This window comes from Candidatus Brevundimonas colombiensis, from assembly GCA_029202665.1.
Taxonomy (GTDB): Bacteria; Pseudomonadota; Alphaproteobacteria; order Caulobacterales; family Caulobacteraceae; genus Brevundimonas; species Brevundimonas colombiensis.
In genome coordinates, this window is record CP119326.1 from 671,483 (window position 1) to 692,646 (window position 21,164).

18 protein-coding genes are annotated in these 21,164 nt (G+C 67.9%); 8 read left to right on the forward strand and 10 right to left on the reverse strand.

What is annotated here, in order from left to right; translation table 11 throughout:
- The first annotated feature begins 30 nt into the window (after positions 1-30).
- Positions 31-759: a glycosyltransferase family 2 protein gene (locus P0Y50_03160; protein WEK40621.1), complete on the forward strand. Its 729-nt coding sequence runs from the start codon at positions 31-33 to the stop codon at positions 757-759.
- Positions 760-1,016: 257 nt separating this feature from the next.
- Here P0Y50_03160 and groL read toward each other — a convergent pair whose 3' ends face one another.
- Together groL and groES are read right to left on the reverse strand one after the other, a co-directional pair.
- The gene (gene groL, locus P0Y50_03165; GenBank protein ID WEK40622.1) at positions 1,017-2,663 is read right to left on the reverse strand and encodes a chaperonin GroEL; all 1,647 of its coding nucleotides are present in this window, start codon (positions 2,661-2,663) and stop codon (positions 1,017-1,019) included.
- Positions 2,664-2,801: 138 nt separating this feature from the next.
- Positions 2,802-3,089 (reverse strand): co-chaperone GroES, encoded by a 288-nt coding sequence (gene groES / locus P0Y50_03170; GenBank protein ID WEK40623.1) that lies wholly within the window; start codon positions 3,087-3,089, stop codon positions 2,802-2,804.
- A 327-nt stretch (positions 3,090-3,416) separates the two neighbouring features.
- Here groES and P0Y50_03175 point away from each other — a divergent pair, with 327 nt between their 5' ends.
- Positions 3,417-3,845, forward strand: a complete 429-nt coding sequence (locus P0Y50_03175; protein ID WEK40624.1) for a hypothetical protein — start codon at positions 3,417-3,419, stop codon at positions 3,843-3,845.
- Between the two features lie 54 nt (positions 3,846-3,899).
- Here the strand turns inward: P0Y50_03175 and zigA are convergent, their stop codons facing one another.
- Positions 3,900-5,114, reverse strand: a complete 1,215-nt coding sequence (gene zigA, locus P0Y50_03180) for a zinc metallochaperone GTPase ZigA (protein WEK40625.1) — start codon at positions 5,112-5,114, stop codon at positions 3,900-3,902.
- Positions 5,115-5,195: 81 nt separating this feature from the next.
- Between zigA and P0Y50_03185 the strand changes: the two genes are divergently transcribed.
- Entirely contained in the window at positions 5,196-5,762 is a 567-nt protein-coding gene (locus P0Y50_03185) for a DUF1826 domain-containing protein (protein WEK40626.1), read from the forward strand.
- Positions 5,763-5,766: 4 nt separating this feature from the next.
- On the opposite strand, the gene pgi is transcribed toward P0Y50_03185, so the two are convergent.
- Complete coding sequence (gene pgi / locus P0Y50_03190) at positions 5,767-7,374, reverse strand: glucose-6-phosphate isomerase (GenBank protein WEK40627.1); 1,608 nt, start codon at positions 7,372-7,374, stop codon at positions 5,767-5,769.
- Between the two features lie 101 nt (positions 7,375-7,475).
- Here pgi and P0Y50_03195 point away from each other — a divergent pair, with 101 nt between their 5' ends.
- On the forward strand, positions 7,476-7,952 hold the full coding sequence (locus P0Y50_03195) for a hypothetical protein (GenBank protein ID WEK40628.1): 477 nt from the start codon (positions 7,476-7,478) through the stop codon (positions 7,950-7,952).
- A gap of 6 nt (positions 7,953-7,958) precedes the next feature.
- On the opposite strand, the gene recQ is transcribed toward P0Y50_03195, so the two are convergent.
- The 4 genes from recQ to P0Y50_03215 all read right to left on the reverse strand — a co-directional run bounded on the left by recQ (position 7,959) and on the right by P0Y50_03215 (position 14,323).
- Positions 7,959-9,836, reverse strand: coding sequence for a DNA helicase RecQ (recQ, locus tag P0Y50_03200; protein WEK40629.1), 1,878 nt, complete (start codon positions 9,834-9,836; stop codon positions 7,959-7,961).
- An 84-nt stretch (positions 9,837-9,920) separates the two neighbouring features.
- Positions 9,921-10,898, reverse strand: a complete 978-nt coding sequence (locus P0Y50_03205) for a complex I NDUFA9 subunit family protein (protein WEK40630.1) — start codon at positions 10,896-10,898, stop codon at positions 9,921-9,923.
- Positions 10,899-11,046: 148 nt separating this feature from the next.
- Positions 11,047-12,999, reverse strand: a complete 1,953-nt coding sequence (locus P0Y50_03210; GenBank protein WEK40631.1) for a M1 family metallopeptidase — start codon at positions 12,997-12,999, stop codon at positions 11,047-11,049.
- A gap of 73 nt (positions 13,000-13,072) precedes the next feature.
- Positions 13,073-14,323: a multidrug effflux MFS transporter gene (locus P0Y50_03215; protein WEK40632.1), complete on the reverse strand. Its 1,251-nt coding sequence runs from the start codon at positions 14,321-14,323 to the stop codon at positions 13,073-13,075.
- Positions 14,324-14,451: 128 nt separating this feature from the next.
- Here P0Y50_03215 and P0Y50_03220 point away from each other — a divergent pair, with 128 nt between their 5' ends.
- Positions 14,452-15,897 carry an AMP nucleosidase gene (locus P0Y50_03220; protein WEK40633.1) on the forward strand — a complete coding sequence of 482 codons (1,446 nt, stop codon included), beginning with the start codon at positions 14,452-14,454 and terminating at the stop codon, positions 15,895-15,897.
- 161 nt (positions 15,898-16,058) lie between these two features.
- Here the strand turns inward: P0Y50_03220 and P0Y50_03225 are convergent, their stop codons facing one another.
- Complete coding sequence (locus tag P0Y50_03225) at positions 16,059-16,910, reverse strand: metallophosphoesterase (protein WEK40634.1); 852 nt, start codon at positions 16,908-16,910, stop codon at positions 16,059-16,061.
- The gene (locus tag P0Y50_03230; protein ID WEK40635.1) at positions 16,910-17,857 is read right to left on the reverse strand and encodes a diacylglycerol kinase family protein; all 948 of its coding nucleotides are present in this window, start codon (positions 17,855-17,857) and stop codon (positions 16,910-16,912) included. Before P0Y50_03230 ends, P0Y50_03225 begins: the two co-directional genes overlap by 1 nt.
- Before the next feature lie 131 nt (positions 17,858-17,988).
- Here P0Y50_03230 and P0Y50_03235 point away from each other — a divergent pair, with 131 nt between their 5' ends.
- The 3 genes from P0Y50_03235 to P0Y50_03245 all read left to right on the forward strand — a co-directional run bounded on the left by P0Y50_03235 (position 17,989) and on the right by P0Y50_03245 (position 21,164).
- The gene (locus P0Y50_03235) at positions 17,989-18,339 is read left to right on the forward strand and encodes a glycine zipper domain-containing protein (GenBank protein WEK40636.1); all 351 of its coding nucleotides are present in this window, start codon (positions 17,989-17,991) and stop codon (positions 18,337-18,339) included.
- Between the two features lie 122 nt (positions 18,340-18,461).
- Positions 18,462-18,923: an OmpA family protein gene (locus P0Y50_03240; protein WEK40637.1), complete on the forward strand. Its 462-nt coding sequence runs from the start codon at positions 18,462-18,464 to the stop codon at positions 18,921-18,923.
- A gap of 84 nt (positions 18,924-19,007) precedes the next feature.
- Entirely contained in the window at positions 19,008-21,164 is a 2,157-nt protein-coding gene (locus tag P0Y50_03245) for a protein-disulfide reductase DsbD family protein (protein ID WEK40638.1), read from the forward strand.

Here is a 21,164-nt window from a genome sequence, read left to right on the forward strand (position 1 = left end):
TAAGCCTTCGTTCTCGTCTATGGAGCGGCGATGAGCGCTGAAACCCCCGAGATTTCCGTCGTCGTTCCCGTCCATGACGAGGCGGGCGCCGCCGTGCCCCTGGCGCGCGAGATCGCCGCCGCCTTCGCCGGGCGCTCGTATGAGATGATCTTCGTGGACGATGCCTCCAGGGACGCGACCCTGGCGGAGTTGAAGGCCGCCATGGCCGAGCTGCCCGCCCTGCGCGTCCTGTCGCACGGGACCAATGCGGGTCAAAGTCGCGCGGTCCGCACCGGCGTCCTCGCCGCCCGCGCCCCGGTCGTGGTCACGATGGACGGCGACGGTCAGAACCCGCCCGCCGACGCCCCGCGCCTGATCGACGCCCTGATGGCCGCTCCCGCCGATGTCGGCCTGGTCGGCGGTCGCCGCGCCAAGCGCCAGGACACCCAGGCCAAGCGCCAGGCGTCGATCTGGGCCAACCGCATCCGCCGCAAACTGCTGGGCGACGACGCCGACGACACCGGCTGCGGGCTAAAGGCGTTTCGCCGCGACGTCTTCCTGCGCCTGCCCTACTTCGATCACATCCACCGCTATCTGCCGGCCCTGATGATCCGCGAAGGGTTCAAGAACCAGTATCTGGACGTGGATCACCGCCATCGCGAGACGGGGCGGTCCAAGTACACCAACTGGGGCCGCCTGCGCGCGTCGGTCTCGGATCTGCTGGGCGTTATGTGGCTGAAGACCCGCTCGCGCCAGCCCGGCGCGATTTCCGAGTTCTGAAACACCCGCTGTCTCCTCCCCATTTTATGGGGAGGTGGCGCGACGCCTCTTCGCGTCGTGACGGAGGGGCTGGCGCCGCACCACGGGCGCTCCTGGCGAATTCAAACGCCCTCCACCGCGTAGCCTGTCCTCGGGCTCGCCTTGAGCGAGACCCCGGGGGCCGTCCCCCTCCCCGCTTCGCAGAGAAGAAACGCACAAAAAAAGGGCGGAGCCTTGCGGCCCCGCCCTTCTGCGTTTCAGCGTCGGAAGGCTTGGACTTAGAAGTCCATGCCGCCCATTCCGCCCATGCCGCCCATGTCGGGAGCAGCAGCGCCGCCCGACTTCTTGGGGGCGTCGGCGACGGCGGCTTCCGTCGTGATCAGGATGCCGGCGACCGAAGCGGCGTCTTGCAGAGCCGTGCGGACGACCTTGGCCGGGTCGATGACGCCCATCTGCACCAGATCGCCGTATTCTTCGGTCTGGGCGTTGAAGCCGAACGAGGCGTCGCCGTTCTCCAGCACCTTGCCGACCACGATCGAGCCTTCGACGCCGGAGTTTTCGGCGATCTGACGGATCGGAGCCTGCAGGGCGCGACGGATGATGGCGATGCCGGCGTTCTGGTCGGCGTTGTCGCCCTTGACGTCAGCCAGGATCTTCGAAGCCTTCAGCAGCGCGATGCCGCCGCCGGGAACGATGCCTTCGTCAGCGGCGGCGCGCGTGGCGTTCAGGGCGTCGTCGACGCGATCCTTCTTTTCCTTCACTTCGACTTCGGTCGAACCGCCGACGCGCAGAACCGCGACGCCGCCGGCCAGCTTGGCCAGACGTTCCTGCAGCTTTTCCTTGTCGTAGTCCGACGTGGTGTCTTCGATCTGGCGCTTGATCTGGGCCACGCGGGCTTCGATCTCTTCCTTGCCGCCAACGCCTTCGACGATGGTGGTGTCTTCCTTGGTGATCGAGACCTTCTTGGCCTTGCCGAGCATGTCGAGCGTGACGCTCTCAAGCTTGATGCCCAGGTCTTCCGAGATGACCTGGCCGCCCGTCAGGATGGCGATGTCTTCCAGCATGGCCTTGCGGCGATCGCCGAAGCCCGGAGCCTTGACGGCGGCGACGCGCAGGCCGCCACGCAGCTTGTTGACGACCAGGGTCGCCAGGGCTTCGCCTTCGATGTCCTCGGCGATGATCAGCAGCGGACGGCCCGACTGCACCACGGCTTCCAGGATCGGCAGCATGGCTTGCAGGCTGGTCAGCTTCTTTTCGAACAGCAGGATGAGCGGCTCTTCGAGTTGAACCTCCATCTTGTCGGCGTTGGTGATGAAGTAGGGCGACAGATAGCCGCGGTCGAACTGCATGCCTTCGACGACGTCGACGGTGGTGTCGGCGGTCTTGGCTTCTTCGACGGTGATGACGCCTTCGTTGCCGACCTTGGCCATGGCCTGGGCGATCAGCTCACCGATTTCAGAGTCGCCGTTGGCCGAGATGGTGCCGACTTGCGCGATTTCCGAGTTGTTCGAGACGGGCTTGGACTTGTCCTTGACCTCTTGCAGCACCAGGCCGACGGCCTTGTCGATGCCGCGCTTCAGGTCCATCGGGTTCATGCCGGCGGCGACGGCCTTCAGGCCCTCTTGCACGATGGCCTGCGCCAGAACGGTTGCGGTGGTGGTGCCGTCGCCCGCCTTGTCGTTCGTCTTGGACGCGACTTCGCGGATCATCTGGGCGCCCATGTTCTCGAAGGCGTCTTCCAGCTCGATCTCTTTGGCGACAGAAACACCGTCCTTGGTCGAGCGCGGGGCGCCGAAGGACTTCTGGATCACGACGTTGCGGCCCTTGGGCCCCAAGGTCACCTTGACGGCGTTGGCGAGGACGTTGACGCCGCGCAGCATCTTGTCGCGCGCGTCGGTGTTGAAGTGTACGATTTTAGCGGCCATGCGGGCTGCTCCTTTTGAATGTGTGGCGAGTGGTTAGTGGCGAGTGGCAAGGGATCTGAAACTGGGGCGGCGGCGGCGGTTTCACTCGGAAACCTGCTCGCCACTCGCCACTAATCACTCGCCACTGAGGGCTGAGCCTTAGCTCAGCACTCCAAGCACGTCCGACTCTTTCATGATGATCAGGTCGTCGCCGTCGATCTTCACTTCCGTGCCCGACCACTTGCCGAACAGGATGCGGTCGCCGGCCTTCAGTTCCAGAGCATTGACCTTGCCGCTTTCATCGCGGACGCCGGGGCCGACGGAGACGACTTCGCCTTCCTGCGGCTTTTCCTTGGCGGTGTCGGGGATGATGATCCCGCCCTTGGTCTTGGATTCTTCTTCAACGCGCTTGACCAGCACGCGGTCGCCGAGCGGACGGAACGCCATCGGACTTCTCCCTTAAAAACCCCCGGATCGGGGCGTTCTGAAACGGTGAGCCAGCCCTCTCGCGATCGCCGTTTTGGCAGCCGACCGCAGAGAGTGCCAACACACCGCGCAAGTAGGGGCGGGCGTCGGGACCGTCAAGGAGAGGCCGGTGAAACAAATGCGAAGAAACGGACATTGACGCGCCAGGCCCGCGCCCTGACGCCGCTGGGCGCGGTGAACCCAGGATGAACGACCGTCTGGCGGTGCGTTCAGACGCGGACCGCTAGAACCCTCTCAACGTCGATGCGCTGCCACAGATCATCGACCCCCGAAACAAAGGAGACGGATATGTCCAAGCTGCTGAAGATCACCGCCGTCGTCGCCGCCCCGGTCGTCGCCATGACCCTGATGGCGGCCCCCGCCTCGGCCCAGTCCCGTGACCGGGACAACACCGGCCGCAACGCCCTGATCGGCGCGGCGGTGGGCGGTCTGGCCGGCGCCATCTACGGCAACGGCGACGGCAACTATATCGCGGGTGGCGCCCTGGCCGGCGCGGCGGTGGGCGCGGTCGCCAGCAATCGCGGCTCCAGCTGCGGCTATTATCGCGGCGGCCAATGCTACCGGAACCAGGGTCATTGGGAACGCGAGCACGGCATCGACAGCAACCGATACGGCTACGACTACCGCTACGATGGCCGCCGTTACGATTCGCGTTACGACCGTCGCGATTATCGTCAGGACGATCGCCGCGACTATCGCTACGACCGTCGCTGGTAAGCTGTCGGTCCAGAGCGGCCGAGGGCGTCTCGAAAGAGACGCCCTTTTTCGTCGTCAGGCGGCGTCGCGACCATGCCCCCAATAGGGGAAGGGATCGTCAAACCGCGCCCAGCCTTTCGGACCGCGCTCCATCTCGAACCGCGTCAGCAGGGCGGCGTCGAACTGGGCGGTCAGCCGCTCGCGGTCCATGTCCTTGCCGATCAGCACGATTTCCTGGCGACGATCACCGTAAGGCTGGCGCCACACGGCCTCCAGACCCTCGCGCCATTCGTCATTGTCGGTCGGCCAGCGGTCGCGCGGCGCCGAGGCCCACCACAGTCCGCCCCATTCATGTTCGGTGACCGCCCCCGCCTGGCTCCAGGCGCCGACCTGGTCCATGCGGCTGGCCAGCCAGAAAAAGCCCTTGGAACGCCATACGCCCGGCCATTCCCGCCCGAACAGGTCGTGCAGGCGGCGGGGATGAAACGGACGGCGGGCGCGGTAGACGAAGCTTGAGACGCCATATTCCTCCGTCTCGGGCGCCACCTCGCCGCGCAGGGCCTGGGCCCAGCCTGCCGCGCTCTCCGCCCGCGCCATATCGAACAGCCCCGTGCCGATCACCTGACCCAACGGAATCTGGCCGCGCACCGCCTCCACGATCCGCGCGTGCGGATTGAACTGGCTCAACATGGCCTTCAGCACGCCCCGTTTCCCCTCGTCCAGCAGATCGATCTTGTTCAGGACGATGATGTCGGCGAACTCAACCTGGTCGACCAGCAGATTGGCGACCGTGCGTTCATCGCCCTCGCCCATATGTTCGCCGCGCGCCTTCAGCCGGTCGGTCGAAGGATAGTCGCGATGGAAGTTGAAGGCGTCCACCACCGTGACCATGGTGTCGATCCGCGCCAGGTCCGACAGGCTGAAGCCGTCCTCGTCGCGGAAATCGAAGGTGGCGGCGACCGGCATGGGCTCGGAGATGCCGGTGGATTCGATCAGCAGATAGTCGAACCGCCCTTCACGCGCCAACTTGCCGACCTCCAGCAGCAGGTCTTCGCGCAGGGTGCAGCAGATGCAGCCGTTCGACATCTCCACCAGCCGCTCCTCTGTGCGCGACAGGTCGGCGCCGTCCCGAACCAGGGCCGCATCGATGTTCACCTCGCTCATGTCGTTCACGAGCACCGCGACGCGCAGGCCGTCGCGATTGGCGAGGACGTGATTCAGCAGGGTCGTCTTTCCCGCCCCCAAGAAGCCCGACAGTACGGTGACGGGCAGTTTGCGGAACTCTGACAAAACCTTCTCCCTTGAAGCCTGGCGTTACAGCCGGTATCGGAGTTTGTTATATTATAACACTTACGGTCATCAAGGTCTTTCATGGCGGTCGGCGCAGTCGTTCAGGGGGTCACGCCCACGGTCTTCACCACTCTGATGGAGCCTCAGGTCAGGATGGCGGTCTGGTCGCGCCCTGCGCCGAATCCGGTCGACGCCCCCGATCTGTTCGAGGCGACATGCGACGGAATGTGGATCGCGCCGTCGGGCCCGGCCCCCGACTGGCTGCTGGACGACATCCAGGGGCTGGGCGACATACTGGCCGCCGTCAGCGGCGGGCCGATGTGGCGCGCACGGTTTCAGACCACGACCACACGCGTCTGCCCGCGCTTTCATCAGGACGCGGTCTCGGTGCGGCTGATCGCGACCTATCAGGGCCTGGGGTCGGAATGGGCCTTCGCCAGCGAGATCGGCCACGACCTGAACGCGCGTCGCGCCGAGACGCGGCGGCGCGTCCGCACCCTGCATCCGGGCGACATCGCCATAATGAAAGGCTCGGCCGAAGGCTGGGCGGCCTGGCCTGAGTTTCCGGTCGTGCTGCATCGCTCGCCGCCGGCCAGCCGCAGGGCGATCCGCCGCGTCCTGACCATCGACGCCGTAACGTCCGGCTGAGGTCCTAACCCATCAAGCGCCTCATCAGCGCCGCCGTGGACGGGTCCAGTTCGACGGACGGACCGCCCGCATCGACGTCCTTCAGAATGGCCTTGGCCAGCACCTTGCCCAGTTCCACGCCCCACTGGTCGAAGCTGTTGATGTCCCAGATCACGCCTTCCACGAAGGTCTTGTGCTCATAGAGGGCCAGCAGGGCGCCGAGCGTCCGGGGCGTCAGCCGATCCATCACGATGGCGGTCGAGGGGCGGTTTCCCGTAAACGTGCGGTGGGGCGCCAGGCGGTCCGCCTCCGCTTCCGACAGCCCCTGGGCCAGACCCTCGGCCTTGGCCGCCTCGGTCGTCTTGCCGACCATCAGCGCCTGCCCCTGCGCCAGGGCATTGGACCACAGCGGCGATTCCGGTGCGTCGGCGTGCGTCCTGGCGACGATGACGAACTCGGCCGGCACGACTTGCGGCCCCTGATGGACCTGCTGGAAGAAGGCGTGCTGGCCGTTGGTGCCCGGTTCGCCGAAGACGACGGGGCAGGTCTGACGCGTCACGAGCGCGCCATCGCGATGCACCCGCTTGCCGTTCGATTCCATCTCCAGCTGCTGCAGGAAGGACGGCAGGCGACGCAGGACGTGGGCATAGGGCGCCACCGTGCGGGCCGGCCGGTTCAACCCGTCGACGTTGAACACCTGGGCCAGGGCCAAAAGGATGGGCGCGTTCCGCTCCAGCGGAGCCGACACGAAATGATCGTCCATGGCCGCGGCGCCGGCCAGCATCTGTTCGAAGGCGTCCCAACCCAGGGCGATGGCGCACGACAGGCTGACCGCCGACCACAGGGAATAGCGTCCCCCGACCCAGTCCCGGAAGGCGAAGGTGCGGCCGCAGCCGAAGGCCGCCGCCCGGTCCGGCGCCGCCGTCACCCCGATGAAATGTCTGGTCATGCCTTCGGCCGGCAGGGACGCCGCCAGCCAGGCCTTGGCCGCCTCGGCGTTGGCCAGGGTCTCCTGGGTGGTGAAGGTCTTGGACACCACCACGACCAGGGTCGTTTCGGGGTCCAACCCGGTCAGGGCCTCAGCCATGTCGCGCGGGTCGATGTTGGCCACGAATCTCAGATCGATGGCCGGGTTCAGCGGACGAAGCGCGTCCCAGACCACGCGCGGCCCCAGGTCCGACCCGCCGATCCCGACATGGACGATGGCCTCGAACCGGCGCCCCGTCGCCCCGGCCTCGGCGCCCGAGCGCACGGCGTCGGCATAGGTCTTCATGTCCGCCCGCACCGCGTCCACCTCGGCCGAGACCGGCTGGCCCAGCGCCTTGAAGTCGGCGCCCGGCGCAGCGCGCAGGGCGGGATGCAGCACCGCCCGCCCCTCGGTCAGATTGACCGCCTCACCGGCGAACAGGGCCGCGCGACGCCCCTCGACATCGGACGCCCGCGCCAGGTCCAGACAGGTGTCGAACGCCGCGCGGGTCCAGCTTTGTTTCGACAGGTCCAGATAGAGGCCCGCCGCCTCGACCGACATCCGCGACAGCCGATCGGGATCGGCGGCGAACTGATCGACGATCCGCGCGGAGGCGGCCTCGGCGGCGGCTTGGTCGAAGGCGGTCCAGGCGGCGTCGGACGTCATCGTCGTCTCCATCAGGCAAATGACAGGGTAAACACTCGTTTACGGCTGGGGCGTATTCAGGTTCAACGTCCCAGCGGACGCTGAAACAGGAAGTCACCTCAATGTCCTGCGGCCTTGCTCTCACGATCGCCCTGGCGATGTCCAATCCCGCCGTCGCCCTGGCCGCCGAACAGCCGACGGCGGTTCCCGGCGCGCCAATCTCGGTGGCGGGCGAGCCGTTGTTCGCCAACATCGTCTCGCGCTCGACCAGCCTGAAAGCCATGGTCGACGGCTGGGCCGCCGCCAAGGCCGCCGACGACGCCGCCTTCTTCACCAGCCAGGCCTTCACGGGCTTTAAGGCCCAGGCCGAACAGCTGGCCGCGCTGGACATGCAGGGCCACCTGATCCTGAAGGAACGCGGCACCGACGGCGACCTGAAATGCATCCTGCGCGGCATTTCCGAAGACATGCCCCGCAAGGTCCAGGCCGTTCAGGCCGCCGCCAATCCGGCCGACCGCGCCGTCGCCCTGTCCGAACTGTCCTATCTGCTGAACGACAATGTCGAGGTCATCACCGCCCCGCCCAAGCCGGAAGTCTGATCCGATCTAGAGGGCTTTCAACGTCTCCAGCACGCCCTTTCCGTAGCGATCCCGCTTGGACTGACCGACCCCTGAAATCGCGCCCAGACTGTTCAGGTCGCCCGGCTCGGCGTGGGCGATCTCCAGCAGGGTCTTGTCCTGGAAGATGACATAGGGCGGGACGTGCTGTTCCGAGGCGCGGTCGCGGCGCCAGGCCCGTAGAGCCTCGAACCGGGCGCGGACATCGGCGTCCATCGTCTCCAGCGCCGCATTGCGCCCCTCGCCCGACCTGTCGCGGCGGCGTGGGGCGGCGTCCGCCCGCAACGGGGCGCGGCGGACCTCGATCTGGCGTTCCGATTTATAGACCGCGCGCACGGCCTCGGGATCGCCTAGTCCCACCAGCGGCTTGCCGTCGTTGGGGTCTTCGACCAGCAGGCCCTCGAACAGCAGATGATCGACGATCTCGCGCCACGACGTCAGCGAGATTTCACGCCCGATGCCCCAGGTGGAGAGCGACTGCTCCCAAGGCTGGACGTCCTTGGTGCGGGCGGTCAGGTGATCGACGACGCGGTTGCGCCCGAAGCGGCCGCCCAGCCGCTGCACCGCCGCCAGGGCTTTCTGGGCCGGGACGGTGGCGTCATAGAGCTGGGGCGGGTCGCCGCAGATGTCGCAGACGCCGCACGGTTGGGCGTCGTGTTCGCCGAAGTATCGGCGCACGGCCTGGGCGCGGCAGACGGCGCCGTCCAGCATGGCGAACAGCTGGCGGGTCTTCCTGACCTGAACCTGTTTGACCTCTTCGGCCATCGGGCGGCTGTCCAGACGACGCAGGGACCAGGCGATGTCGGAGGGCCCGTACAGGGTGATGCCCTCGGCCGGTTCGCCGTCGCGCCCGCCCCGGCCGATCTCCTGCCAATAGGCCTCAAGACTGCCGGGCGGATCGGCATGGATGACGAAGCGGACGTCGGCCTTGTCGACCCCCATGCCGAAGGCGATGGTGGCGACCATGACGGCGCCTTCCTCGGCCAGAAACCGTTCCAGCCGACGGTCGCGTTCGCGCGTGTCCATGCCGGCGTGATAGGCGATGGCGTTGGTCCCGGCGTCGCGCAGCGCCTGGGCCACGCGGTCGCAGCCGTCGCGGCTGCCGCAATAGACCACGCCCGACTTGCCCCGCCGCTCGCGGACCAGTTCGATGACCCGCGCGTCGGTCTTGGCGCGCGAGGCGCTCTCTTTGCGCTCGGCCGACAGTTGCAGGTTCGGGCGGGCGAAACTGTCGACGAAGACCTTGGCGTCTTCCAGCCGTAAGGAGCGCAGGATGTCGTCACGGGTGCGGGCGTCGGCGGTGGCGGTGACGGCGATGCGCGGCGCATCGGGGAACCGCTCGGCCAGCAGGCCCAGATTGCGATAGTCGGGGCGGAAATCGTGACCCCACTGGGACACGCAGTGGGCCTCGTCGATGGCGATCAGGCTCAGCGGCAGTTCGGCCAGCCGATCCATCATCGCCCCCGCCGCCAGACCTTCGGGCGAGACATAGAGCAGGTCCAGTTCGCCGGACCGCGCCGCGCGCCAGATGGCCGAACGCTCGTCCAGGGACACGCCGGAATCCAGACGCGCGGCGGCCACGCCCTGCTGTTTCAGCGCCTCGACCTGATCGGTCATCAGGGCGATCAGCGGCGACACCACCAGACCCAGGCCGGGGCGCAGGATGGCGGGGATCTGATAGCAGACGCTCTTGCCGCCGCCGGTCGGCAGGACGGCCAGCACATCGCCGCCGGACAGGATCTGCTCGACCACCTGCCCCTGCAACCCCCGGAAATCGGCATGACCCCAGACGCGCGACAGCAGGGCCCGCGCCTCGTTCAGATCAGGCGTGTCGGTCGAGGAGAACTGGGACTGCGTGGCCGGCATTCTTAAGCTGTGCACTCTTTGTTCCCATATGCGAAGCGCCGCCGGCCGCGAAAGCGACCGACGGCGGCATCGGATGGGGATGGATCAGTAGGCTGGCGCTGCGGCGAACTGGCCGCCGACGCGGTAGCGCCACAGATAGGACGGCGCGATCGCCTCCATGCCTGTCGCATGATCGATGCCCAGGGCGTCGAGGCCCCGCGCATCAGCGCCGACGACATTGTCGTTTTCCAGCATGAAGACCTGATCCTTGGTCAGCGGCGGGGTGACGCCGATCAGGCCGGTCAATTCCAGCAGAGACCCCAACGGCTTGGCGACAAAGAACGGCACCGAGACCAGCAGGCGGTCGCGGCCGGTCTCGCGACGGACCAGCTCCAGGATTTCGCGGAAGGTGAAGACGCTGGGCCCGCCCAGCTCGAAGGTGCGGCCGGCCGCATCGGCGCGGGTCACGCCGCGCGCGACAGCCTCGGCGACATCGCCGACATAGACCGGCTGGAATCGGGTCTCGCCGCCGCCGATCAACGGCAGGATCGGCGACTGCACGGCAAGGGCCGCGAAACGGTTCAGGAAGCCGTCGCCGGCGCCGAACACCAGCGACGGACGCAGGATCACGGCGTCGGGATAGACGGCGCGCACCGCATCCTCGGCCTTGGCCTTTGAGCGGCCATAGGCGGCGGGGCTCATGGCGTCCGCCCCGATCGCCGAAATCTGAACCAGACGTTTGACGCCCGCCGCCTTGGCGGCCGAGGCGATGGTCTGGGCCGCCTGGGCATGAACGGCGTCGAAGCCGCGCTTGCCGCCGCCGTCGTGCAGCACCCCGACCAGATTGACCACCGCGTCCGCGCCGCGCACCGCCGCCGCCACGTCCTCGGCGCTGGTGATGTCGCACCGCATGAACTGGATCTGGCCCGGGTCGCCCAGCGGCTGGATCTCGATGGCCAGGACCGGGTTGCGCACGGCGATGCGGATGCGCCAGCCGCGCCGCGCCAGGGCGCGCACCGCCTGCGACCCGATGAAGCCCGATCCTCCGAAGAGGGTCACGACGCCGGGGGCGAGGTCAGCCATGGGGAAACTCCAGTCGAAAATCCGTGTCGCGGGATAGACGATAGGGCGCCGCACCGCAACGCGGGCAAGCATCTTCGTGAATGGACCGGCCGCTTTGCGATGGCTGCGGCCTTCCTCCCCACGAGTGGGGAGGAGATGATGATGGACCCTACGGCCGCCCAACCAGTTGGTCGACCGAGCCGGTGGTCACGGGGTGATACAGCGGCCGGGCCTCGGCGTAGATGCGGCGGGCGTTGGCGCGCCCCCAGTCGCCCTCGTTCCACAGGGTCTGGAACAGGGGCAGGACGAACTTGCGGCGGCCCTGGCTGGTCAGGAATTTCTCGGCCGTGGCGACCGCCGGCTGATAGCGATGCGCCAGGGCGATCTGCAGCCAGGCGAAGGTCAGTTCGCTGTTGCCCTCGTTCGCCAGGTTCAGCGTCCGCTCCAGATCGGCCAGTTGCGCATCGGTCAGCCAGTCGGCGCCGGTGCGCAGGCCGTCGGGACGCCAGCCCAGGAAACGCTGGCGCTGCTGTGTGTTCCAGTTCGCCCACGGAATGGCCGAGGCCGGTCCCTTGTCCTTGAAGAAGGCGACGGCGGCCGCGTCCACCGGCTCGAAGGCGTGCGAGACGGGGGCGACGGCGTTGGACGGCAGGCCGGGCTGATAGACCCAGGCGTCCAGCTGCAGTTCGGATTCCAGCGCCGCGTCGCCCTTCACCAGATTGGCGCGGATGTCGTCCAGGAACATGGCCGTGGTCATGGGCCGATAGGCGTTGCGGTCGAAGTAACCGCGCAGCCAGGCGTCGAACCGCTCGCGGCCGACGTTGCGCTCGACGGTGCGCAGGAACAGGGCGCCCTTTTCGTAGGCGATGTCGTTCATGCCGTCGTCGGGATCGCGGCCCTTCAGGTCCAGATGCAGCCGGGTGTCGGCGGCCGGCAGGGACTTCAACGTGTCCTGAAGGCTGTCCCAGCCCAGCACCTGTTCCTGCATGGCGCGGTCATGGCCATAGACCGAATCCATGATCCGGTTTTCGAAATAGACGGTGAAGCCTTCGTTCAGCCAGAAGTCGTTCCAGGTGGCGTTGGTCACCAGATTGCCGGACCAGGAGTGCGCCAGTTCGTGCGCGACCAGCGACACCAGCGACCGGTCGCCGGCGATAATGGTCGGGGTGGCGAAGGTCAATTTGGGGTTCTCCATCCCGCCAAACGGGAAGGAGGGCGGCAGAACCAGCAGGTCATAGCGGCCCCAGCGATAGGGGCCATACAGCCGCTCGGCGGCCGTCACCATCTGGGCGGTCGGCTCCAGCTCCCACTGAGCGGCGCGCAGGCGGCTGGGCTCGGTCCAGACCCCGGAGCGGCCGTCGAACGGGGCGAAGGCGATGTCGCCGACGCCCAGCGCGATCAGATAGGGCGGGATCGGATTGTCCATCCGGAAGCGCCAGGTCTTCATGCCGTTGGCTGCAGGCTCGCCGTTCGGCGTCAGGTGGTCGGCGCTCATGACCACGGTCAGGTCGGCCGGTGCGGTGATGCGGGCCGAATAGGTCTGGCGGATGCCGGGGCTGTCCTGGGTCGGGACCCAGGTCCGGGTCAGGATCGCCTGGCCCTGACTGAACAGATAGGGTTTCTGGCCGCCCGCCGTCTGGCTGGGGTTCAGCCATTGCAGCGCCGCCGCGTCGGGACGGGTCGAATAGCGGATGGTGATCTTGCGACGCTCGTTGGCGGCGAAGGCCGGGAAATAGACGGTCAGGGGCTGGCCCTTGATGGCGTCGTCATCCCCCACCACAAAGCGCAGCGGCTGACCGGCGGCGTCGCGCACGTCCTGGATATCCAGGTTGCGGATGTCCAGGATCACCTCGTTGGCGCCGGGAACAGCCAGGATGTCCAGCGTCGCCGTGCCCGACAGGGTCTTGGCCTCAAAGTTGGCGGTCAGGTCCAGCGCCACATCGACCACGCGGGCCACCTCGGGCCGAGCGTAGGTGTGGCTGTCGACCGCCTCCGGCCCCGGAGCGGGGGCGATGGCGGGCGGGGTCATCGCAGAACCGCCGGTGGCGGTGGAACAGGCGCTGACCCCCATAGCGGCGGCGAGGGCGAGGGCGGAGACGAGGCCGAGCGCTTTGCGCTTCATTGGGATTTTCCTGGGCTGACCGTAACGATTGGCCCGAGAACGCGCGGAAACGCCGAAAAGATCAAGTCTCGGTCTAGGCGCTCGCGACCGGCGGCAGGTGGTGCGACCGGAACAGCCGGCCGCGTTCGGCGAACAGCACGCATACCAGGGCGACCAGGCCGAACAGGGTGAAGCCTGCCGCCATCGGGACCGTGGTGCCGTTGAACTGCTGACCCACCGCAAAGCCCAGCAGCGAGCCGACGATGGTGGAGACGAACCCCTGGATCGAGGCGGCGGTGCCCGCGATGTGGCCCATCGTCTCCATGGCCATGGCGCCGAAGTTGCCGGCGATCAAACCAAAGCAGAACATGGTCAGGGTCTGCAGCACCGCGAAGGTCCAGAGCGATTCATGCCCGCTGAACGCCACCGCCGCATGGAGGGCGGAAATGGCGGTGAAGCCGATCAGGGCGGTGTGCGAAATCTTGCGCGACCCCAGCTTGACCACCATGCGGGCGTTGACCAGCGACGCCGCCGCGATCCCGCCCGCGATCAGGGCGAAGATGGCCGGGAACGCCGCCTCGGCATGGAAGACGTCGGCGAAGATCTGCTGGGACGAGTTGATGAAGCCGAACAGCGCCCCGGTGATCGCCGTCATGGCCAGCGTATAGCCGACGGCGGTGCGGTCGGTCAGCGCGACCCGATAGGCCGAGGCCAGGCGTTTGACCTGGATCGGCAGACGATCCTCGGGCTTCAACGTCTCGGGCAGCCGCAGGGAGGCCCAGACCATCAGGCCGACCCCGATCAGGCCCAGCCCCGCGAAGATCCAGCGCCACGGCCCGACCAGCATGATCATCTGGCCGATGGACGGCGCCAGGATCGGCACGCCCAGGAAGACCAGGAAGCTGAACGACATGACCCGCGCCATGGTCCGCCCCTCGTAACGATCGCGAACGATGGAGACGGCCAGCACGCGGGTGCAGGCGCTGCCCAGCCCCTGGCCGATCCGCGCCAGGATCAGCATGTCGAAGGTCGGCGCCAGGGTCGCCAGAAGGCTGAACACCACATAGAGGCCCACTCCCACCAGCAGCACGGGCTTTCGCCCGAACCGGTCCGCCAGCGGCCCATAGATCAGCTGCGCCCCGCCGAAGCCCAGCAGATAGGCGGTGACCACCCACTGGCGGCTGTTGGCGTTGGCCACACCCAGGTCGGCGCCTATATGCGGCAGGGCCGGCAGCATGGAATCGATGGCCAGGGCGTTCAGCGCCATCATCAGGGCGATGAGGCAGACGAACTCGACGAAACCGGGTTCCTTCTTGGCGGGTGCTGACGCTAGGGAAGTAGACATCCGGGCCAGATGCGCCCCCATGCCCCGATCCGCAACCGTGCGTCCGTCATAAATTGCTGCAACGCAGCGAAATCGAGATTGACCGGCGGGCGCCTCGCCATTGTCACGAAGCTTCGCTAGAGGAAGTCATGACAGAACAGATGACAGCACAGGCGGCGCTGGACCGCCTCGAAACCCTCTACACCCAATCCGTGACCAACCTGCGCGACGCCGTGCGGGATTTCGTCAATACCGGCGAGCGGCCCGATCCGCTGAAACGCGCCGAAGGGGTGTTCGCCTATCCCGAACTTCGCATCCGCTGGGACGGGGACCGCCCCCAGGACCTGGAGCCGCGCGCCTACGCCCGGCTGTCGAAACAGGGCAGCTACGCCACCACGGTCACGCGGCCGGACCTGTTCCGCCCCTATCTGACCGAACAGCTGGGCCTGCTGGAGCAGGAATATAACGCGACCTTCGAGGTCGGCGTGTCGCGTCAGGAAATCCCCTTCCCCTATGTGACCGACGGGCTGGAGGTCGCGCTGGATCGGTCGATGACGGCCGCCCTGGCGCGCTGGTTCCCCACCACGGACCTGGCCCATATCGGCGACGAGATCGCGGATGGCTTGTTCGAGATGGGCGGCGACTTCCCCCTGTCGCACTTCGACGGCCTCAGGACCGACTTCTCGCTGGCGCGGCTGAAACACTACACCGGCACGCCGGTCGACGACGTCCAGTCCTACGTCCTATTCACCAATTATAATCGCTATGTCGACGAGTTCGTGCGCTGGGCCATAGAGCAGCTGCAGACGCCGGGTTCGCCCTATGAGACCCTGTCCTGCGCGGGCGGCATCGTCATCACGCGCGACACACCCAATCCCGAGGCGGCGATCAGCGATACGGCCTGGAAGAAGCACCAGATGCCGGCCTATCACCTGACCGCGCCGGGCCATCAGGGCGTGACCCTGGTCAACATCGGCGTCGGCCCATCCAACGCCAAGACGATCACGGATCACCTGGCCGTCGTGCGCCCGCATGTCTGGCTGATGATCGGTCACTGCGGCGGCCTGCGCGCCAGCCAGACCATCGGGGACTATGTGCTGGCCCACGCCTATCTGCGCGACGATCACGTGCTGGACGCGGTGCTGCCGCCGGACATCCCCATCCCCTCGATCGCGGAGGTCCAGCGCGCCCTATACGACGCCACCAAGTCGGTCAGCGGAATGCCGGGCGACGAAGTCAAGCTGCGCCTGCGCACCGGCACCGTCGTGACCACCGACGACCGGAACTGGGAGTTGCGCTATTCCAAGTCGGCCCTGCGCTTCAACCAGAGCCGCGCCGTCGCCATCGATATGGAAAGCGCCACCATCGCCGCCCAGGGCTATCGCTTCCGCGTGCCCTACGGGACGCTGCTGTGCGTGTCGGACAAGCCGCTGCATGGCGAGATCAAACTGCCGGGCCAGGCCAATCGCTTCTACGAGGGTTCGATCTCCGAACATCTGCAGATCGGCATCCAGGCGGTCGATCTGATGCGCAGCGAGGGCTCGCGCCTGCACTCGCGCAAACTCCGCGCCTTCGACGAGCCGCCGTTCCGATAGGCACAAAGTCTCCTCCCCACGCGTGGGGAGGGGGGACCGCGCGAAGCGTGGCGGAGGGGCTGTTGAAGCCCCGCCGTCGCCCGTAATGTTGTAAACAGCCCCTCCGTCACGGCGCTAAAGAAGCGCCGCGCCACCTCCCCATGAAATGGGGAGGAAACGGTTCAGACCGCCGCCTTCTCCAGTTCCCCCGGTTCGACGGGGCTAGGCGCCGTGGCGGCCTTGCGAGTGTCTTGACGGCGCGGCAGTCGCCAGACCTGATGGGACCGATAGCTCGCGCCATCCCAGGCCAGAGCGGTGACGGTGATGGTCTTGGCGTCCCAGTCGATCTGGTTGAAGCCGGGGGGCGCGCCGCGTTCGCGGTGCGACAGGGTTCCGCATCCCACCGCATAGGAACAGTGGTCCGCCAGCGGGATCGGCATGGCGAAGGGCACGTGGACATGACCCGTCATGATCAGATCGACCCCAGCCTCGGCGAAGATCAGCGCCGCCTCGTCACCGCGTTTGACATCGCCGGTCATCGGCGTGCCGACCATCTCGATCAGCGGATGGTGACAGGCCAGGATTCTCAGCGCGCCGATCGGCGCCTGACGCAGGGCCTCGGCCGCACGCCGCGTCTGGTCCAGGTCGATGACGCCCTTGGACCAGTTGGGCCGGGCCTGCCAGCCGCGCGCGGTGACCACGCCGCGCACCATAACCGCGTCGCTGAGAAACTGTCCATCGTGGGCGGGAAAACCCGTCGCTGTCTCGAACGCCCGCCACGGATGCAGCACTCTGGCCACCGCGTCCCAATAGGGCACGTCGTGATTGCCGACGATGACGAAACGCGGTTCGGGCATGGCGCGCATCCATTCCCCCGCCGCCTTGAACTCGGCAGGGAAGCCCTTCTGGGTGATGTCGCCGGTGATCAGCACCAGATCGTTGGTCGTGGCGTGGGCGTAGTCCAGGGCGGCGGCGCACGCGTGTTTGTGTTCACAGCCGAAATGGACGTCGGAGAACTGAAGAACCCGCCCCATTACAGGCTGTCCTCGGCCGACGGCGGCCGGGGCGCCAGGGCCTTGAAGGCCTTGGGCACGAAGCGGATCACGGCGTCGGGCTTGAGCAACAGGGGCTCGCCGTCGATGACCGCCGGAATCTTGGAGCGGGCCCGCACCTCTATAAGCTTGGCCGGTCGAGTGGAGACGGCCGGGTCGTGCCGCCAGTCGCTGAACAGGGCGTTGGCGGCCAGGCGGAAGGCCTGGGTCGCGTCGGTTGGATCCATGGCGGCGGCCTCCAATCCCACGGGGTCCTCCATCGCCTTGGAGATCATGGGACTGATCAGCACCAGCGCCTCGGTGCGCCGCTTCTCGCCGCCGTCCAAGGTGAAGCGCAGCCGACCGGAAAAGGCGCGTTTGAAGGCCCGGCGCGCATATTGCCAGGCCAGCTTGATCTTGCCGGTCCGCATCGCCTCGCGCGCCGGGGCCCACAGGGCAGGCGAACCCAGGATGGCCGCGCAATAGAAATACTCCCCCTGCACCTCGCCGCCCGAGACAGGCTGGGCCTCGCCCTCCTCCAACGCACGCTTCAGGGCCAGCTTCCAGTCGGCGGTGCCATACAACGCCTTGGGCAGCATATTCATGGTGCCGCCGGGCAGGGGCGCGATCATCGGACCGTCGGGCCGGGCCTTGGACGCGACCGAGCGCGCCGTGCCGTCCCCGGCCAGGACGAAAATCACGTCGGGCTTGGCCGCGAAGGCTTCGGCGATGGCCTTGTCGAAGCCGCCGCCCTCCAGAGTGACGACCTCGGCCTTCAGCCTGTAGTCGGCCATGATCGCCTCGACCTCGGCGGCGGCGCGCGGCCCCACGCTGCCGGACAGGGGATTGACCAGCACGACGGCATGGGTCAGCGGCGCATGCGGCGTCAGCCTCGGCACCTCGTCGGCGTCCGGCGGCGCGGGAGAAACGGCTGTCGTATCAGAGGTCATGTCGCCCGAACGTCCGGCAGCCGCGCCCGTTCCGAACAAGCGTGGCCATATTTCACTTGGCTGACGGAACCTATGCCGTCACATCACGTTTCGGGACCCAGGGGCGACACCCAGGCACAGAGGATTTCACCATGAACAAGGCGATCATCGCGATTGCAGGCGCCGGCCTGCTGGCTTCGGCCTGCGCCAGCGACCCGTACGGCTACAACAACGGCCCGAACCAGACCGTCCGTCAAGGCGCTGTGGGCGCGGGCCTCGGCGCCGTCGCCGGCGCCATCATCGGCAACAACGTGGGCGGCGGCAACGCAGCCACCGGCGCCCTGATCGGCGGCGCCCTGGGCGGCGCAGCCGGCGCGATCCGCGGCTCCAACCAGGACCGCAACAACCAGCAGCGTTATCGCGACAGCCAAGGTCGCTATTACTACTGCTACGACAACCGTCAGGACGAGTGCTACTGGGACAACGGTCAGCGTCGTTATTGATCGCTGTTGAAAACTTGTCGGTCGCGGAACTCGCAGACCGGCGCTAGGTTGAAGAGGCGGCTGGTCCACGGACAGGCCGCCTCTTTTGCGTTAAGGGCCGGTTCGCCGGCGGGAGGGCTGAGATGATGCGACCTATTGGATTTGCAAAAGGACTGGCGGCTGCGGCGATCCTGTCGGCAGGCGTCGTCGCGGCCTGTGCGCCGACGCCGAAACGCACCGCCCTGGTGGTGGGCGAATCGCTGTGCGCGCCCGGACGGTTCGACATCTATTTCGTCGAGAACCAGGCGCGGCTGACCGAGCCGGCGGCGATGGTCCTGCGCGCGGCGGCGGACAAGGCCAAGGGCTGCGACGTGCGCCGCGTCCGCGTGATGGGCCTGGCCGACGCCACCGGCGCGTCGGAAGCCAATCTGACCCTGTCGCAACGGCGCGCCCGCGCCGTGGTGACAGCCCTGACCGAGGCGGGGCTGCCGGCGCCGATCTTCGAACTGAGCGCGGCAGGCGACGCGGGCGCCGTGACCGCCTCGGGCAAGGACGAGCCGCTGCGCCGTCGCGCCGAGGTCGTTTACGAGGCCTATCCGCGCTGATCGACGCGGGCGCCTGACGAGCGATGGCAGAGAAGCGCGCAAGACGTTAGGTTGCGCGCCTCCTCCCCCTTTCGGAAACCGTCTTTGCGCCCGTTCGCTTTTTTCCTCGGCCTTCTGCTATTGCTGACGGCGGGCTCGGTTGGGGCCCAGCCGGTCGCCGGACCGGCGTCGGGCCAGGTCGCTTTCGGGCCGCAGCGGACCGAGCGGATCGAGGCCGAACTGGTGCCGATGTCGCAATGGGTCGCGCCGGGATCGACCACGGTGGTCGCCGTGCGCCAGAAAATCGCGCCCGGCTGGCACACCTACTGGCGCAATCCCGGCGACAGCGGCGGGGCGACCAGCCTGACCTGGACCCTGCCCCAGGGCGTGACGGCCGATCCCATCCTGTGGCCCCTGCCCGGTCGCCAGCGGCTGATTAGCCTGATGAACTACGGCTATTCGGGCGAGGTGTTTCTGCCGGTAGCGATCCATGCGCCCGCCTCGGCCCGGCCGGGCGAGATCCTGACCCTGACGACGGACGCGCTGTTTCTGGTGTGCAACGACCAGATGTGCGTGCCCCAACCGATGACCCTGTCGCTGGCCCTGCCGGTGCGCGACGGCGCCGCACCCCTGGCCAGGCCCTGGGGCGCCCAGATCGAACGTCTGGTCGAGACCGCCCCGCGCCCGGCGGGCATAGAGGCCCGATTGACGGCCCAGGGTGGCCGACTGACCCTGACCGCGACCGGCGGGCCGCTGGCGGGCGGCGACGTGGGTCAGGCCTATTTCTATCCCTATGACGGCGACCGCATCGACCATGCGGCGGCCCAGACCGGACAGGTCGGCCCCGACGGGCTGAGCCTGATCCTGACGCCCGGAAAGCGCGGCGCGGGCGGCCCCATGTCGGGCGTGCTGGCGACCGACAGGGGCGCCTGGGAGATCGCGGCTCGACCCGGCCCCGTCCTGCCTGGCGCCGAAGGGCGCGGCGACCTGTCTCCGCTGGCGGAAACGGGCGAAAAGCCCACGGGCGGCGTCTGGACGTTCGTTCAGGCCCTGGGGCTGGCCCTGCTGGGCGGACTGGTTTTGAACCTTATGCCCTGCGTCTTCCCGGTGCTGGCGATGAAGGCGGCGTCGCTGTCGGCGGCGGCGCACGATCCGCGACGGGCGCGCAGAGACGGTCTGGCCTTCACCGCCGGGGTGCTGGTCAGCTTCCTGATTCTGGCCGGCGGGCTTCTGGCGCTGCGGGCGGCGGGTCAGGCCGTGGGCTGGGGCTTTCAGCTTCAGTCGCCCGGCGTGGTCGCGGCCCTGGCCCTGATCATGCTGCTGGTCGGGCTGAACCTGTCCGGGGTCTTCCATGTCGGGGCGGGGCTTCAGAACGCCGGGTCAGGTCCCTTGTCCCGCCTGCCCGGCGCGGCCGGCGCCTTCTTCACCGGGGTTCTGGCGGTCGTCGTGGCGGCGCCCTGCACCGCCCCCTTCATGGCGGCGGCCCTGGGCGCGGCCCTGGTGCTGGCCTGGCCGATGGCGCTGGCGGTGTTCCTGATGCTGGGACTGGGTCTGGCCCTGCCCTATCTGGCGATCAGCTTGTCGCCCGGCCTGTTGTCGCGCCTGCCCCGTCCCGGCGCCTGGATGGCGCGGCTGAAGGGGGTGCTGGCCTTTCCGATGTACGGGGCGTCCCTGTGGCTGGTCTGGGTGTTCACCAGACAGGGCGGCGCGGACGCCCTGGGCCTGTTGCTGACGGCGGCCCTGTCGCTGGCCTTCGCCGCCTGGCTGGCGGGGCTGGCCCAGGAGGCGCGCCTTAAGGGGCGGCGACCGGTGATGGCGACCCTCTGCGCCATCATCGCCGGGGTTGCGGCGGCGGGACTGGCCGGGGTCGCGGCCGGCGCGGCGCGGACGGCGGATGCGGCGCCCCGCAGCGAATGCGGCGCGCTGGACGCCCAGCCCTGGTCGGCGGCGGCGGTGGCCCAGGCGACGGCCGCCGGACGACCGGTGTTGGTCAATCTGACGGCTGATTGGTGCGTGATCTGCAAGATCAACGAACGCGCCGCCCTGTCGTCGCCGCGCGTCGTCCAGGCGGTGAAAAAGGCCGACGCCGTCTATCTGGTCGGAGACTGGACCCGCCGCGACGACGCCATCACCCGCGAGCTTCAGGCGCACGGCCGGTCGGGCGTGCCGCTGTATCTGCTCTATCGGCCGGGCCGGAGCGAGCCGGACATCCTGCCGCAACTGCTGACCGAAGGGGTTGTGATCGACGCGCTGAAACCCTGA